This is a genomic window from Vallitalea sp. (assembly GCF_025211055.1).
Classification (GTDB): Bacteria; Bacillota; Clostridia; order Lachnospirales; family Vallitaleaceae; genus Vallitalea.
This window is the reverse complement of sequence record NZ_JAOARO010000077.1, coordinates 125,846-143,945: the sequence shown is the minus strand read 5'-3', so window position 1 is coordinate 143,945 and position 18,100 is coordinate 125,846. Positions and strand designations below refer to the sequence as shown.

At 30.0% G+C, this 18,100-nt stretch carries 7 protein-coding genes; all 7 read left to right on the top strand.

Translation table 11 applies throughout. The features are described from left to right. Positions 1-4 precede the first annotated feature (4 nt). The 7 genes from N4A55_RS11175 to aroF are packed head-to-tail and all read left to right on the top strand — an operon-like array spanning position 5 to position 18,079. The gene (locus N4A55_RS11175) at positions 5-1,084 is read left to right on the top strand and encodes a Gfo/Idh/MocA family oxidoreductase (protein WP_293756259.1); all 1,080 of its coding nucleotides are present in this window, start codon (positions 5-7) and stop codon (positions 1,082-1,084) included. A gap of 39 nt (positions 1,085-1,123) precedes the next feature. Then, positions 1,124-5,422 (top strand): amino acid adenylation domain-containing protein, encoded by a 4,299-nt coding sequence (locus N4A55_RS11170; RefSeq protein WP_293756256.1) that lies wholly within the window; start codon positions 1,124-1,126, stop codon positions 5,420-5,422. Between the two features lie 22 nt (positions 5,423-5,444). After that, a complete protein-coding gene (locus N4A55_RS11165; protein WP_293756253.1) occupies positions 5,445-6,476 on the top strand; it encodes a methyltransferase in 1,032 nt (343 codons plus the stop codon). Beyond that, positions 6,473-8,059: a (2,3-dihydroxybenzoyl)adenylate synthase gene (locus tag N4A55_RS11160; protein ID WP_293756251.1), complete on the top strand. Its 1,587-nt coding sequence runs from the start codon at positions 6,473-6,475 to the stop codon at positions 8,057-8,059. The genes N4A55_RS11165 and N4A55_RS11160 overlap by 4 nt, the downstream gene beginning before the upstream one ends. 16 nt (positions 8,060-8,075) lie before the next feature. After that, positions 8,076-15,893: a non-ribosomal peptide synthetase gene (locus N4A55_RS11155; protein ID WP_293756248.1), complete on the top strand. Its 7,818-nt coding sequence runs from the start codon at positions 8,076-8,078 to the stop codon at positions 15,891-15,893. Beyond that, positions 15,874-17,034 (top strand): saccharopine dehydrogenase NADP-binding domain-containing protein, encoded by a 1,161-nt coding sequence (locus N4A55_RS11150; RefSeq protein WP_293756245.1) that lies wholly within the window; start codon positions 15,874-15,876, stop codon positions 17,032-17,034. Before N4A55_RS11155 ends, N4A55_RS11150 begins: the two co-directional genes overlap by 20 nt. A gap of 16 nt (positions 17,035-17,050) precedes the next feature. Continuing rightward, positions 17,051-18,079, top strand: a complete 1,029-nt coding sequence (gene aroF, locus N4A55_RS11145) for a 3-deoxy-7-phosphoheptulonate synthase (protein ID WP_330666385.1) — start codon at positions 17,051-17,053, stop codon at positions 18,077-18,079. Positions 18,080-18,100: the final 21 nt, after the last annotated feature.

Sequence of the window (18,100 nt, the reverse complement as noted above, 5' to 3'; positions counted from 1 at the left end):
CAATATGCACCAGAAAAAAGTAATAAAAACAATAGTATGTGGAGTAGGGTTCGGACAATTTTATTTAGAAGCAATACAACTTATAAAAGATGAAGTTAAATTAATTGGTATATTATCTAATGGTAGTGAGAAATCAAAAAAATGTGCAGAGTATTATGGAGTTGATTTATATACAGATATTGATGATGTTCCTAGTTATATTGACTTAGCATGTGTTGTTGTAAAATCTGAAAGTATGGGTGGTCAAGGAGTTAATTTAGCAATAGATTTTCTTCAAAGAAATGTTAATGTAATTCTTGAACACCCTGTCTGCCATAAAAATATTGCAAAATGTATGAAAACTGCTAGAGAACATAATGTGTTTTTTAAAGTTGGAGATCTTTATACTAATTTACCTTCTGTGGAAAAATATACAGATTGTACAAAAGAACTATTAAAAAAACAGAAACCTCAGTACATAGAGATACAATGCTCTACAAGAGTTTTATTTCCAATGGTGCATATTCTATCTAAACTATTAACAAACATAAGCCCTATAAAAATTGTAAATTGCACCAAAGGATCTGGCATATATCAGATAATATCTGGAACAATAGGCAAGATACCTTTTTTGCTAAAAGCTAATAATGAAATTAATATAAATGAACCAGATAGTTATATAAGAGAATTTCATAGTTTTTCTATAGATGTTCAAGGTGGAAGATTAATACTTACAGATACTCATGGTCCGGTTATATGGCAGCCTATTTTGAAATTACCAACTTTAGATATAGAACCAAAGGATAGGTTTACAAAATATCCTAGGGAGCTTTTTAATGAAAGTACTAAAATTATTGGAGATGAAAAAGCACCTTCATATGATGTAATATTATCTAAGCTATGGCCAACAGCTATAGCAAAAGATATAAAAGAAATAAGAGGGATGATTTTGGATGAAACAAAAAAAGAATATGATTTGTGTAATATGCAGCAAATGATTCTATATGCAAAACTATGGCAGCAGTTAACTAAAGAATTAGGGTATCCAGAGTTAAATAATCATAAAAATGATGTATGGGTTGATCCATCTTCTTTTGAAAAGTAGGTGTAAAATAGTTTCGTTAGATTAACAGGAGGAATATGTATGGAAATAAGTATCGAGAAGTTGTTAGAAGATTTATATATAAAAGGTATTTCTCTTTGGATGGAGGATGGTAAATTACACTTCAAAGCTCCAAAGGGTAGTATTAGTAAAGATGAATTAAATATGTTAAAAGAGAATAAGGAAAAAATTATAGATATACTAGCAGTAAATGAGACCATAAAAATAATTCCTGATATTGAATCAAGGTATGAGCCTTTTCCTTGTACTGATATACAATCTGCATATTTGTTAGGACGTAGGGATAGTTTTGAATATGGTGGAGTGGCATGCCATATATATCTAGAATTAGAATATGATCAATTAGATCCGAAAAAGACAGAAAAAATATGGAATAAACTAATTAAGCGGCATGATATGTTACGTGTGAAATTTGACAAAAGTGGTAATCAATACATTCAGAAAGAAGTGGATTATTTTAAGATAACCTATAACCAATACAGTGGACTCAATGAAAGTGTACTAATAGAAAAAATGAATGAAATACGACGAAATATGGGTAATAGAGTATATGATATTGAGAAATGGCCATTATTTGATATACAACTTACTAAGACTAACAATAATTACATAATGCATTTCTCTATTGAATTCATAATAGCAGATTGGACAAGCATTAGATTATTGTTAAATGAATTTGATATTTTGAATAGAAATATTGATGAAGAACTTCCTAAGTTAGAGCTAACATTTCGAGATTATATATTAGCTGCCAATAAGTTAAAAAAATCAAAACAATATATTGAAGATAAAAACTATTGGATGCAAAGAGTAGATACTCTACCTCCAGCACCCAAATTACCAATATTAGTTAATGAGAAAATTGAAAAAGTAAAATTCAAAAGACATACTTTACATATAAAACAAGAAAGGTGGAATATATTAAAAGATTTTGCAAAGAAAAATGGATTGACACCTACTGCAACTGTTTTAACCGCTTTTTCACTTATAATAGAAAGATGGAGTACAGAAAGCATATTTTGTCTCAATCTTACTTTGTTGAATAGAATGCCTATACACCCACAAGTCAATGATATTGTTGGTGATTTTACAACTATTAACTTATTAGAAATCAACCTTAAGGATATTAAAACATTTATAGAATATGCACAAGAAATTCAAAAACGTCTATTTGATGACTTAGACCACAAATTATTTTCTGGAGTAGAAGTAATAAGAGAATTAGCAAGAAGACATAGCAATAAAGAACTGATGCCTATTATTTTTACTAGTGCCATAGGAAGCGAATCAACTAATGTAGCTTCATCCAAAATAGAGGTTAATGAAAATGGTATTTCGCAAACGCCACAGGTATTTATTGATTGTCAAGCTATGGATGATGAGAATGGACTTAGGATAAATTGGGATGTCAGGGATAAGATATTTCCACAAAACATGATTAAGGATATGTTTAATTCTTTTGAAGAATTATTAAATAGATTAATAGAAATAAAAGAAACTTGGAATGAAAAAGATATTGTGAAACTGCCACTATGGCAACAAGATGAAAGAATAATTGTTAATGATACATCTAAGGTTCTACCAGATAAATTATTACACCAGCAAATATATGAACAAGCAGGGTTAACACCAGATAATATAGCAGTAAAAGATGGAAATAATTCAATAACCTATAGAGAGTTAATAAGATTAAGTGATACTATATCAGCTTATTTATTAGATGCAGGATGTAAACCTCAGGATAGAATAGCTATAGTAATGGAAAAATCCATTTATCAAGTAGCAAGTGTCTTAGGGATATTAAATATTGGAGGTATTTATATACCAATATCCAATAAACAACCTGTATCAAGGATTGAATCAATAATTCAACAATCTTCTTCAGATATTATATTAATGACTTCATTATTAAATATAAAACTAGATAATAACTATAAAGTCATTGAAGTTGATAAATTAGTATATAAAGATCAAGAAATAGAAAGATATGCAGGTAATTCAGATAACACAGCATATATAATATTTACTTCTGGATCGACAGGTGTACCAAAAGGGGTTACTATCAGTCATAAAGCTGCCATGAATACTATAAATGATATTAATGATAGATTTAAGGTTACTTGTGATGATTCTATTTTAGGAATTTCAAAACTTAGTTTTGATTTATCTGTTTATGATATTTTTGGGTTATTAAGCGTGGGAGGTAAGGTAATATATCCTAGTGATAGCAAATTAAATGATCCTTCTTATTGGCAATCATTAATATCAGAAAATAATATAACTATGTGGAATACTGTTCCTGCGATTATGGAGATGTTGATTAATTACTTGGAAGTATCTAATAATAGCCTCACTTCAATGAAAAAAATATTTTTATCTGGAGATTGGATCGGAGTAAATCTACCAAATAGAATTAAAAATAAAATACCTAATGCAAATATTATATGTATGGGTGGTGCTACAGAAGCTTCCATATGGTCAATATACCACATATATAATGATAGTGATAAAACATATAAAAGTATACCATATGGTAGACCTCTAGCTAATCAGCAATTTAAAGTTTTTGACTCCAAGCTTAGAGATTGTCCTGTATTAGTTGAAGGAGAACTAGGAATTATGGGGCAAGGATTATCAAAAGGATACCTAGAGCAGAAAGAGGTAACAGCTAAATGTTTCATAGCCCATGAGGAAGACATAATATATCGTACAGGCGATTATGGAAGATATCTTCCTAGTGGAGAAATTGAATTCTTAGGACGAAAAGATACTCAAGTTAAGATTAGAGGGCATAGAATTGAATTGGGAGAAATTGAATCGGCTCTAAATAGACATGAGAAAGTTAAATCAGCAGTTGTAATAGCTACTACAGAGAATAAAAAACAATTATATGGATATGTTATATTAGATAATGATCAAAAATATTCAAAAGTTACAGAATATGAATTGAAAGAATATTTAGCCTTATGTATACCAAAGTACATGATTCCATTTTCTATTTTAATATTATCTAATTTCCCTTTAACACAAAATGGAAAAGTAGATCGAAAGAAATTACTTAATATAAAAATGCAAAAAGCATGTGATAAAAATAAGAAAGAAGTATTTGATCAGCTAGAATTAAAACTAAAAACAATTATTGAAAGTGCTTTAGAAGTAAAAGAAATCGGTAAGAAAGATGATTTTTATGATTATGGAGCAGATTCTCTCATAATGGCACAAACTGCTGGTGTTTTGCATGAAGAATTATTAACTATAAATATAGATATTTCTTATGATGCTTTGCTGCGTCAATTGTTGAATTACCCAACTATTAATTCACTTGCTGAATTTGTACGACAACAAGTAAGTACAAAAGATCAAATAGTTGATTCAGTTAGTGATTCTAGTAATGCTTCAATTATTGAGTACAGCAAAAATGAAGATGGACCTCTTAGAGTTATCTTACATGCAGGATTAGGAACTATGAATTGTTTTAGATATCTTATAAAGTATCTTGTAAAACAGGATATAGGTACTCTAATAGGAGTAGCAGTTAAAGATGCAGAAAAATACTCTTCCATAAAACCAGAGGAATTAATAGAACATATTGCGGATGATTATGTTGAAAGAATTATGAAATATAATAATAATGATGTACAGATTATTGGATATAGTTTAGGTGGTTTAATAGCAGTAGAAGTGGCTAAACGCTTAGCAGAAAATAATGTAAATATTGTTGACTTGGTTTTGATTGACAGCTATTCGATACAGTTTGATATAAAAGACAAGTTGTTTTTAGAATCAATATTCATAACTAATTTTTATATTAATTTATCACAAGTCTATGATGAAGTTACTATAGACGAACTTGATTATACATTTAAAAAATTGTTTGATAAGCATAAAGATGATATTCCAGAAGATGCTTTATGTAATCTTGATGGGGATAACATAATTATGAAAGTCAGTAATTTATTTAAAAGACTAAGCACATTGACTAGAGAACAAAGATTCAGTGATTACGTAGATATTATGTATAATATAACAGGAGAAAAAATACCTGTAGATATGGTAATTGGTATGTTTAATATTTTCTATCAAAGCTTCAAAGCGGCACAATTCGAACCATCAATCTATATGGGAGATGTAAGATTTTTGTTGGCTCGGGAAGAATTCCAATATCTAGCAGATTCTAGTGAAAGAACATTGGATTTTTGGAAACAATACTGTTTAGGGGAATTTGAAGTAACTAGAATAAATGGAGATCATATTAGTTGTATAGAAGATGAGGAAAATGTACTTAATTTAGCTAAGTTAGTTGTACAACCTCTATTATAAACAAACTAAGAAGGAGACTATTATGGAATTAGAAGAAAATATCATTATATCTAAGATACAAGGCTATTATACTGCTTATCTAATGTATGTTGCATGTGAACTTAATATATTTGATTATTTATATAATGAAAATATAAGTATTAATGATTTGAGTAAGAAAATAAACATACCAAGAGATAAGACATATAGGTTAATTAGACCATTAGTAGCTAATAGTTTTATTAATGAAAAAGATGAATTACTAAGTTTAACTAAATTAGGTCAAAGATTATCCGAATATGACCAAAAGTCGTTAAAAGGATTTGTTTTATTCAATGGTAGAGAGTGTATGACATGTTGGTCATATATGTATGAGGCATTAATAAAAAATATATACCCATTCAAATTATTAAGTGAAAATGATTTTTTTGATGCTCAAGTTTTAGATGATAATAAATTTGATAACTTTAATCTGATGATGAGAAGCTCAAGCAAGAATATGAATCTAAATCCATACTTAGAACAACAACATAATAAAGATGATAAACTAAAGATTGTTGATCTTGGAGGAGGAGCTGGAGATATTATAAGTAAATTTTTAATGTATTATCATAATAGTTCAGGAACAATAATTGATCTGGAGCATGTTAGGAAGGAAGCAGAACATAACATTAGACAATATGAACTTGCTGATAGATGTATATTTGTTTCAGGGGATTTTTTTACAGGATTAAATATTGAAGGAGATATATTTATTTTATCTAGAATCATTCATGATTGGGAAGACGAAGATGCTATAAATATTTTGAAAAATGTAAAAAACAATATGGATGAACATTCAAGACTTCTTATAATTGAAAAGATAATTCCAGAAAAGATTGAGAAAAAGAATCTATATTTGTATATGAATGATCTACATATTTGGTCAATGTGTGGAGGAAAAGAGAGAACTAAAAAAGAATTTATTGATATATGCCTAGAGAGCGGATTAATTTTAAATGAGATATATAAGTTAGCTAATTTTGAATACATTTTGGAATTCCAAAAAGATTATTATGAGGAAGGGGTATTATGATGAATTTTAATGATATCTATGATACATATGAAAAGCAGGGATATTATGAGCCTCTTACAATTGGAGAACATCTTGAAAATTGGGGAGAAAAATATGGCGATAAGACAGCATTAGTTGAAGAAGAGAAAAGAATAACTTATAGGGAGTTAAATCAAAAAGTCTATGAATTAGCAGCAGGATTCTATGAAATAGGAATAAGAAAAGGGGATAATGTTGTAGTTCAACTACCTAATTCAATTACTTTTGTGATAACATGTTTTGCACTATTTCGTATAGGTGCAATACCTGTATTTTCATTGCCAGCCCACAGAGAATCAGAACTTAATGGAGTATTTAATATTGCTAAGCCTGTAGCTTATATCATACCTACTGATTTCTTAGGATTTGATTATTTGGTTATGGCAGAAAAAATGGGCAAGAAATATCCTTCTTTAAAATTAATTATAACAGATGGAAAAATAGGAGATTTCATCAACCTTAATGACTTGTTCAGAGAATCTATTGATATTGAAGATGAACCTTCTTATAAAGAAACTGCACTATTCTTATTATCAGGAGGAACAACTACTGGAAAGCCGAAACTAATACCTAAGATTCATTCAGCATATATGTATAATGCCAAAGCCAGTGCTGTTAGATGTGGATTAGATGAGACAAGTGTTTATCTTGCTTTTTTACCAATAGCACATGATTTTCCATTTTGTAGTCCAGGGGTCTTAGGTACTCTATTATCAGGAGGAAAAGTAGTACTTTGTAAAACATCAAGCCCAGACGAAGTATTTCCTATGATAGAAAGGGAGCAGGTAACAGTAATGGCATTGGTACCAGCTATAGGAGAAGTATGGTTAGATGCTGTTATGTGGGGAGAGAGTGCTAATTTTTCAAGCATCAAATCGGTAATAGTAGGTGCAACCAAAATAGAATATGATACAGCAGAAAGATTATCAGAGACAATGGGGTGCAAGATTCAGCAAGGATATGGATTAGGTGAAGGCTTAACCTGCTTTACTTATCTTGATGATCCTGTAGAAATTGCTTTTACTTGTCAAGGAAGCCCAATTTCAGATGGTGATGAGGTAAAAATAGTTGATGAGAATGGAGAAGAAGTAAAAGATGGTGAATATGGTGAATTACTTGAAAAAGGACCATATACATTTACTGGATACTATAATTCGCCAGAATTAAATGATAAGGCATTTACGGATGATGGCTTTTTCCGTACAGGTGATAGAGCAAGATTCACTAAAGAAGGCAACATACAGTTGGGAGGACGTATTATAGAAATTATAAATAGGGCAGGAGAGAAAATTGTTCCGGCTGAGCTAGAGGGTTATCTAAGAAAATATAAAGACATTAAAGATGTAGCAGTAGTTCCTATGCCTGATAAAAATCTTGGACAAGCTATTTGTGCTTTTATAACTACAGATAATTATGATATAAACTTTACAGATATAAATGAATTTTTGAGGAATGAAGGAGTAGCTACATATAGAATGCCTGATAAGATAAAAGTAATTGACTTTTTACCTCGAACTAATGTGGGTAAAGTGGATAAAGTAACACTAAAGAAGATGCTAGAGTAATACGAGGAGGTATGCTATGAATGATATTATATATAGTTATGATAATATAAAAGAAGATATTAATAAGATGTTAGGTGAACCAATAGATTTCTCTGCTTCTCAGAATTTACTAGAGCTTGGACTAAGTTCGTTGCAAATAATGAGATTGGCTAATGTATGGCGTAGAAAAGGTGTAAGAATAACTTTCGTAGATCTTATATCAAAACCATATCTAGATAAATGGTATGAATTAATTAATAAGAATAAAATTAGCATAGATAGTAAGAATCAATTAAATGAAAAAAAACAAAATAATAAGAATATAGAATATATAGAAGAAGAGTTTTCTCTTACAGATGTACAATACGCTTATTGGATAGGAAGGGAAAAACATCAGATATTAGGTGGTGTAGGTTGTCATGGATATCTAGAAATTGATGGGAGAAATGTAATACCAGAGAAATTAGAAGATGCATGGAATATATTGATATCTCATCATCTTATGCTTAGAGTAAAATACACTAGTAATGGAAAACAAAAAATAATTAAAGAGCCAGAGAAAAGAAGAATAGTTATACATAATTTGAAAGACTTGACAGAAGATATTATATCTCTTGAGCTTGAAAAGATACGAAAAAGAATGGCTCACAGACTTTTGGATATTAAAAATGGTAAAGTAACTGGTATGGAGATAAGTATATTGCCTGATAATAACACAAGAATTCATTTTGATATAGATTTACTTGTTGCAGATGTCCAGAGCTTTCAGATAATACTAAGAGATCTAGTAGCCATCTACAATAGAAATCAGATGCCAAAAGCTCCAAAAAACTGGAGTTTTGGTAGATATCTTAAGAAGTTTGAGAAAGAACAGTTAGTAACAAAAAATGAAGCAAAAAAATATTGGGATAGTATATTAGATACATTACAGGGACCACCTTCTTTACCTTTAGGGAAAAAACCAGAAGAAATAGAAGACGTCAAATTCAAAAGGCATGAATACTTTTTAAATAAATCCTATTGGGAAGGAATAAAACGTAAGTCAGCAGGATATGGATTAACCCCTGCAATGATATTTTTAACAGCTTACGCAAAGATAATTGAAAGATGGAGTAGTAATGATAAGTTTTTGATGAATATTCCTCTTTTTAATAGAGATTGTTTAGATAAAGAACTAGAGAATGTAGTAGCAGATTTTACTAATCTACTACTTATACAGATGGATTTTACTAATGAAGAATCATTTATTTCATCAGCTAAAAAGATACAAGAACAATTTCATAATAACATGAAATATTCTGCTTACTCAGGAGTTGCAATTCAACGTGATTTAGCAAAATTACATAAAGAGCAGAAAAATTTCGCACCAGTAGTATTTTCCTGTAACTTAGGTGAGCCACTTATAAATAATGAGTTTCGAGATATTTTTGGTGAAATAACATATATGATATCCCAAACTCCCCAAGTGTGGATTGATCTACAGATTTTCAATTATGAAGACGGGGTTTTACTTATATGGGATTCTGTAGAAGATTTGTTTCCTAAAAATATGCTAGATGATATGTTTAACAGGTTTACCTTACTATTAGAACAATTAGGAGCTTATGATGATATATGGAATGGTACATCCCACTTAATTCCAGAAAAACAGATAAAGATAAGAGACGAAATAAATAAAAAAAATTCTTTGCAGTTAGGAGATAACCTATATACTTCATTTTTCAAGTATGCCTCAATAAGTCCAGATAAAATAGGAGTAATAGATACAAATACAGGCAAACAGTATACATATGGAGAATTACTTAATGATACTCTAAAAGTTGCTAATTATCTTAGGAAGCAAGGGATAAAAGAAAAAATGGCAGTAGGAATGACTATGGAGCGGGGAGTAGACCAGATTATTGCTATAATGGCAATTGTATCTATTGGTGGACATTATGTTCCGGTTGCTGCCGACCAACCTATAGTTAGACAAAATGTAATGTATAAAAAAGCAAATGTAAAACATCTATTAATCAATAAGAAGTTAGAAGGAAGTGAGTACCTAGATTCTTCCATCAAGATATTAGATATAGAAGAAGGGAAAAAAGAAAAAAGACTACCAATTTCACAGATTAATGAAATAGATAATAGTAATCTGGCATATATAATATTTACTTCTGGTTCAACTGGTGAGCCAAAAGGTATTGAGATAACTCATTTTAATGCTTTAAATACTATAACAGATATTATTAATAGGTATGACATAGAAGAAAATGACATAATATTAAATGTTTCTTCAGTTGCATTTGATTTATCTGTGTTTGATATATTCGGCTTACTAAGTGTTGGTGGAACTGTAGTATTGATTAAAGAAGAATCTTATAGAGATGCTGAGAAGTGGGTTAAATTAATAAACAAGTATAATATAACTCTTTGGAATTCTGTTCCAGCACTGTTGGATATGCTGTTATTGATGGCAGAGAGTAAACACATCAATATGCCAACTATTAGACTAGCTTTACTTTCAGGAGATTGGATTGGTCTTAATTTACCCAAGAAGTTGAAAGAGATTGCTGTTAATTCATCTATGGTTAGCTTAGGTGGTGCAACAGAAGCTTCCATATGGTCTAATCATTATGAGGTAACATTACCTATACCTGATGAGTGGAAGTCAATACCTTATGGTAAGCCATTAACCAATCAGAAATTCAGAGTTGTTGACAAACAAGGAAGAGATTGTCCAGACTATGTAGCTGGAGAATTATGGATTGGTGGAGATGGAGTAGCAAGAGGGTATGTTAATGAGGAACAGTTGACAAAGAACAGTTTTGTTATGTGGGGTGGTGAGCGTTGGTATAAGACAGGTGACTTAGGACGTTATCTATCAGATGGTAATATAGAATTTCTTGGAAGAGAAGATTTTCAAGTGAAGATAAGAGGTCATAGAATTGAATTAACAGAGATTGAAATAGCAATAAATAAATTTCATAACATAAAAGATAGTGTTGTAATACCTATAAACAACTTAAACGGTAAATATCTAGTATCTTTCTTAGTATTGGGAAATAAGGATTTAACATTAGATACTAAGAAACTATTAGATTACTTGGAAGATAAACTACCACACTATATGGTACCTACTTCATTTAAAATTATCCCCAAAATGCCTATAACATCTAATGGAAAAGTAGATATTAAGAGTTTGACCCAGATGAATATAGAAGAAGATGATGTTAAGGAGTGTATATTACCCAAAACACCATTAGAAATATCCTTAGCCAAGATATGGAGTGAAATACTACAAGTAGATAGGGTAAGTACCTTGGATAACTATTTTGCTTTGGGAGGAGATTCACTTCTTGCAACTAGATTAAGTGTATTAGTTTCTGAGAAATTAAATGTAAGGTTATCCCTAGAAGAAATATTTACAAGGCCAGTTTTTGAAAAACAGATACTTTACATAGAAAAGGCTTTAGACAATAATGATATAGAAGAAACTTACCAAGAAAACAAAGAACTGGTAAAATACATTGAAATAAATGATAAGATGAGATATGAACCATTCCCATTAACAGAAATACAACAGGCTTATCTAATAGGACGTAGTGGTCTGTATACTCTGGGAAATGTATCTACTCACTATTATTATGAATTAGAAGGAAGTACAATTGATATACGTAAGTTAGAGAATGCCTTGAATGTATTAATTAGATACCATGATATGTTAAGAGCTGTTATTATACCAGAAGAACATAAACAGGTAATACTTGAAAAAGTACCTGATTATCATATCAAAACTACAGATTTAAGAGGTGCTTCTAATATCAATAAAAAATTGGATGAGATAAGAGAAGAGATTTCTCACACAACTTTATCAATAGATAAATGGCCTTTGTTTGATATTAATGCAACCTATTACGATGATAAGATAAGACTACATATGAATTTTGACAATATTATATTTGATGGATGGAGTATTTCATTATTCATGGAACAATTGAAGAATTTATATGCAGATATGGATTTTAAACTTCCAGAAATACACCTTTCCTTTAGAGATTATGTATTGGCTTTACAGAAAATAAAGGAAACTTCATTATATGAAAATGATAAAAATTACTGGTTGAATGAAATTAAGATTATGCCTCCTGCACCAGAAATACCTATTAAAAATAGTCCGGATTTTCTTGAATCAGCCAGATTCAATCATTATGAATCCATATTAGTCAGTGATAGGTGGAATAGAATTAAATCTATAGGGAAGAAAGAAAATATTACACCTTCAGCCATTTTATTGACTGCATTTTCAGAAGTAATAGGAAGGTTCAGCAAGACACAAAATTTTACAATTAACTTAACTAGGTTTAATAGATTACCCGTTCACGATAGGATAAATGATATTATAGGGGACTTTACTTCTCTCGTTATGTTGTCAGTAGACAGAACAAATGGCATAACATTCTTAGAAAGATGTAAAAATATACAAAAGAAATTATGGCAAAATCTTGACCATCCATATTTTTGTGGTGTTGAGGTACAGAGAGAATACAGTAAGCTTGGGTACAAAGATAATTCATCACCTATTATGCCAATAGTATTTACGAGTGGTCTAGGGATAAGCTTAGAAGGGGATCAGGTAAGTAAGGATTTTCCAAAAATAAAATATAATATGTCAGAGACACCACAAGTATGGCTAGATCATCAAGTAGCAGAAAAGGAAGGTAATCTATATCTTTTCTGGGATGTAATTGATAGGATTTTTCCTGATGGATTGGTTAATGAAATAATGTCAGCCTATGAAAAATTATTAGCTGATTTGGCAGTTAATAAAGATATGTGGACAGATAATACTTGTAATCTAATTAGTATTTTAGACCAGTCAAGAATAGAAGCAAATAATACAAAAGCTCCTTTGGCTACTGAAACATTAATAAGCTTGTTTCTAAAACAAGTCAAGGAACATCCTGATTATATAGCTACCATTAATGATGAGAAAACACTAACATATAAGGAAGTATTTTTGTATGCATATGAAATAAAAAGATATATCGAAGAAAAAAACATTGATAATAAGAGCCTAATTGCGATAGTTATGAACAAGGGTTGGGAACAGATTCCAGCGGTTCTAGGTGTAATGATGGCAAAAGCTGCTTATTTACCTATTGATTCTAGTAATTCAGTAGATAGAATGAGAGTCATATTAAAAGAAGCTGATACTAACATTATTTTGACCCAATCTGTTCTATATAAAGAGTTAGATATAGAAGGAACAATAAAACTATCTATTGATGAAGTTGTGATATCTGATGAAACCATAGATGATTATATAGACGAGACAAAACCTAATGATTTAGCCTATGTAATATATACATCTGGTTCAACAGGAGTACCAAAAGGAGTTGTCATAGATCATAAAAGTGCAGTTAACACTATATTAGATATAAATAAACGTTTTAATATAGGTCATAATGATAGAACAATAGCATTATCAAACCTTAATTTTGATTTATCAGTATATGATATATTTGGAATGTTATCCTGTGGAGGAGCCGTTATTATACCTGAAAGTACAAAAGCAAAAGAACCTGATTATTGGATTGACCTATTAGATGAGAACAATATAACTGTATGGAATACTGTTCCTGCATTTATGCAGATGCTTATTGAATATGATTATGATAATAAGCTTATAAATAATACTAATCTTAGGTTAGTACTGTTAAGTGGAGACTGGATACCTCTTAATCTACCAAGTAAAATAAAAGCTAGATTTGAAAATGCTGTTGTAGCAGGTCTGGGAGGAGCAACAGAAGCTTCTATTTGGTCAAATATATTTATGGTGGAAGATATTAATGATAAGTGGAAAAGTATACCTTATGGAAAGCCCCTTACTAATCAGAGATATCATATCTTGAATGAACTAATGGAGGATTGTCCTAACTGGGTCGAAGGTAGATTATATATTGCTGGAGAAGGTCTTGCAAGAGGTTACTGGAATGACGAAGAAAAAACAAAAGAAAGGTTCATATATCATTCAGAAAAAGGTGAACGATTATATTATACAGGTGATATGGCAAGATACTTCCCTGATGGAAATATAGAGTTTCTTGGACGAGAAGACCTACAGGTCAAGATAAACGGATACCGTGTTGAATTAGGAGAGATTGAATCAGCAATTAGTGGTATAGATGGTATTAGAGATAGTGTAGTAACTCTTATGGATTCTAAAGACTTAGGTGTAGGGTACCTAATAGCTAATATAATAATAGAAGATGATAACAGGATATATGATGAAGTGAAAGTGGAATCTGTAGATGATCTATATCATTGGAATGAATTAAGTAAGTATATAACTAGTATAGACAGTAATATTAAGACTCCTAATTATCATAGAATCTTAGATGAATTTCGTAAGTTTACCGATTATGCTAGCATTTATGGTATATGTAGAGCCTTTTTTGAGGCAGGAATATTTAATGAAGCATTTAAGGAATATACTATAGATGAAATAATGGAAAGAGCAGGTTATATAGATAGATACAAAACCCTTATTAACAGTTGGTTAGACATGTTAATAGATGAAAGTATTATTTATATAAAAGATAATAAATATTATTGCGATAGCATGATATTAGTAAAAATTCCTATAAAGCCTAATGCTGGATATATTAAATCAAACGAGGACATCTATACAAAAGCATTAGACCTAATTAATAAAATTAGACGTGATATTAAGACTTATAATATGATATTACGAGGTGAGATAGAACCATTAGAGTTATTGTTAGAGGAAAAAGAAGTATTTCTAACACCAGAATATCTTAATAGATATAATCTAACCACAGATTATAATAAAAAGCTTATGTTGAATGTTTTTGATAAGCTATTAAAAAACCATTCAAATGACAAGAAAGTTAAGGTATTGGAAATAGGAAGTAGGGCTTCTAATATCACAAAAGACTTGGTAGAAGGTTTTGGAACTAATATAGAATATACTTATTCAGATGAATCCAACTTTTTCTTGAATAAGAAAAAAGAAAGTCTAAAAGATATAAGCATAGAATACAGATTATTTGATATGAATAAATCAGCCAGAGAACAAGACTATGAAGATGAAAGATACCATATCATAATTGCAGACAATTGCCTTCATAGAGCAGATAATATAGAAAAAACAGTAAAATACCTTAATGATATGATAGAACCGGGAGGATATCTATTATTTGTTGAACCTACAGAAAATAATAAATTGATTCTTAATACAACAGCTTTCTTTGAAGATGGATATAAAGATCTTATGGATGAGCGTAAAGAGATCAAACTACCATTTTTATCAGCATCCAGATGGATAGAACTATTAAAAGACAGTAGTTATAAGAGAGTGTACAATATGGATAATTTCTTCATAGCAGAAGCAAAAGATACTTATTATTCTTTTAACCAAGAAAGGATAAAGGAACTATTAAGTCATAAGCTGACTGATTATATGATACCTAAGAAGTTTGTTGTACTAGATAGATTCCCTTTATCCAATAATGGGAAAATAGATAGAGCAAAGATAAAAGAGATGAATGAAAAATCTAATATGACTTTTATGGGTGAAAAGAGATATCCTACTAATGATAGAGAAAAAGAAATCGCTCGTATATGGTGTAATATTTTAAAATATGATGAGATAGGCATTGATGATAATTTCTTTGAACTAGGAGGAGATTCATTATTAGCTATTCAAGTAATAAATGTTTTTAAAGAGGAAAATATCAATATAGCATTAAAAGATATTTTTGATAATCCTACAATAGAATTATTAACCAGTTTTATTGATAAGGAATTAAGCAAGGATGATGAAGAGTATGAAGAAGGAGAAATATAACAATAGTAGCTTGAATATGAGAAAAAATATTGTAGGTATTTTAGGTGCAACAGGCAGTGTTGGAAAAAAAGCTGTTAAGACTCTTATAGAATATACAGATTATGAATTACTTTTAGGGTCTCGAGACAAGGATAAATTAGAAAAGATGTTTGATATTTCTGATTCTATAAAAGAATATGTACAAGTTGATATTAATAATAAAGTACAGCTTGAAGATTTTTGCAGTAGATGCAATATAGTTATGAATTGCTCAGGACCCAGTGAAATTATATTAGATAAAGTTGGTTTAGCATGTATTGAACAAGGAGTACATTATGTAGATGTTTCTGGAGGAGAGAAACTCTATGATTTATTAAAAAATAAGGAAAGCATAATAAAATCCAAAAGATTATTGTTCATCATAGCTTGTGGAGTTTATCCAGGATTAACAGAGATATATCCTATGTATATCATCAAAAAATATTTTGACCTTGTAAATAGTCTAAAATTATATTTTACTACTCAAGGAAAATTATCGTTTAGTTCCGCATATGATTACATATGCGGAATCCGGAATAAAGTTGGTAAAGGGATGAAATATATCAATAGAGGATGCATTACAAGTCTACACAACAATATAATACAAAAGTATAATCTCCCAGAACCAGCAGGGAGCAGATATTGTTATCCTATAATTAATGTAGAGTTTGAAAAAATGTGCCAGAATAATAATATAGATGAAGCATATTTTTATAATACTTTCTATAATAAAGAGGATATTGAAAATGCTATGTTAATAATAAAAGATAGTAAAAGACTAGGTAAAGATATATTAGCAAAAAAAATGACGGGGAAATTTGTTGGAGATATAAATCATAATGACTTTACTATGATTTATATAACCTGTGAAGGTATAAAAGACAATAATAAAATAGAAATTGAAGGTAAGATTCTATATAACGGAGCTGGAAATGATATATCAGGTATTATAGGTGCCAATATCATAGAAATAATAATGAATATTATACAAAATAAAAATGAATGTGGCGTATATTATGTTGCGGATATCATCTCTGAGGATAGTTTTATAAAAAAAATGAATAACAAAGGAATTATGTTTTATGAAGCAATTAAAGAATTTGAAGAAGGAGAAATAATATAATTAGAACGTTAAGAGAATAGGAGGAATTATAATAATAGTACTAGAATCTCAAACCAAAGATAAGGATGTTAACAAGTTATTAGAAATACTAGATCATAAAAATGTACAAGCACATGAAGTTAATGGTCTAGATTCTAAGGTTCTCATATTAAGTGGGGATACTCATAAAATTGACCCATATAGTATTGAATCTATAGATATAGTCAAGAAATACATAGAGATAAAAGATCCATATAAAAGGGCAAATAGATTATTTCATTCAGAGGATTCTGTCTATAATATAAAAGGGAAAACTATAGGAGGGAAAAACATAGCATTAATTGCAGGACCTTGTTCTGTAGAGAGTCAACAACAGATAGAAGACATAGCAAGAATAGTTAAAAGGGATGGAGCTTCATTTTTACGTGGAGGAGCTTTTAAGCCTAGAACATCACCATATACTTTTCAAGGATTAGGAACTGCTGGCTTAGAGTATCTAAAAGAAGCTAGTAAAAAAACAGGATTACCCATAGTTACAGAAATAATGTCAGCAGATTATATAGATCAGTTTGTAGAATGTGCAGATATAATACAGGTAGGTGCAAGAAATATGCAGAATTATGCCCTTCTGAAAGAATTAGGTAAAATCCATAAACCAATTTTGCTTAAGAGAGGTTTATCTGCTACCATAGAAGAATTTTTATTATCTGCTGAATACATAATGGCAAATGGTAATAATAAAGTAATCCTATGCGAAAGAGGAATAAGAACATTTGAAACTTACACTAGAAATACATTGGATCTAAGTGCTGTGGTAGCTATTAAAAGATTAAGTCACCTGCCTATAATTGTTGATCCAAGTCATGCCTGTGGAAGAGATTGGATGGTATCTTCTCTTTCAAAGGCAGCCATAGCAGTAGGAGCAGATGGACTAATAATAGAAGTTTGCGAAGATCCAGAGAATGCAGTATCAGATGGAAAGCAGACATTGACACCATTTTGTTATAAGAAACTAGTTAAGGAACTAAGAGTATTAGCAAAAGCTGTAGGAAGAGATATTGCTTAATTAATTGTATAAGAGAGGTTA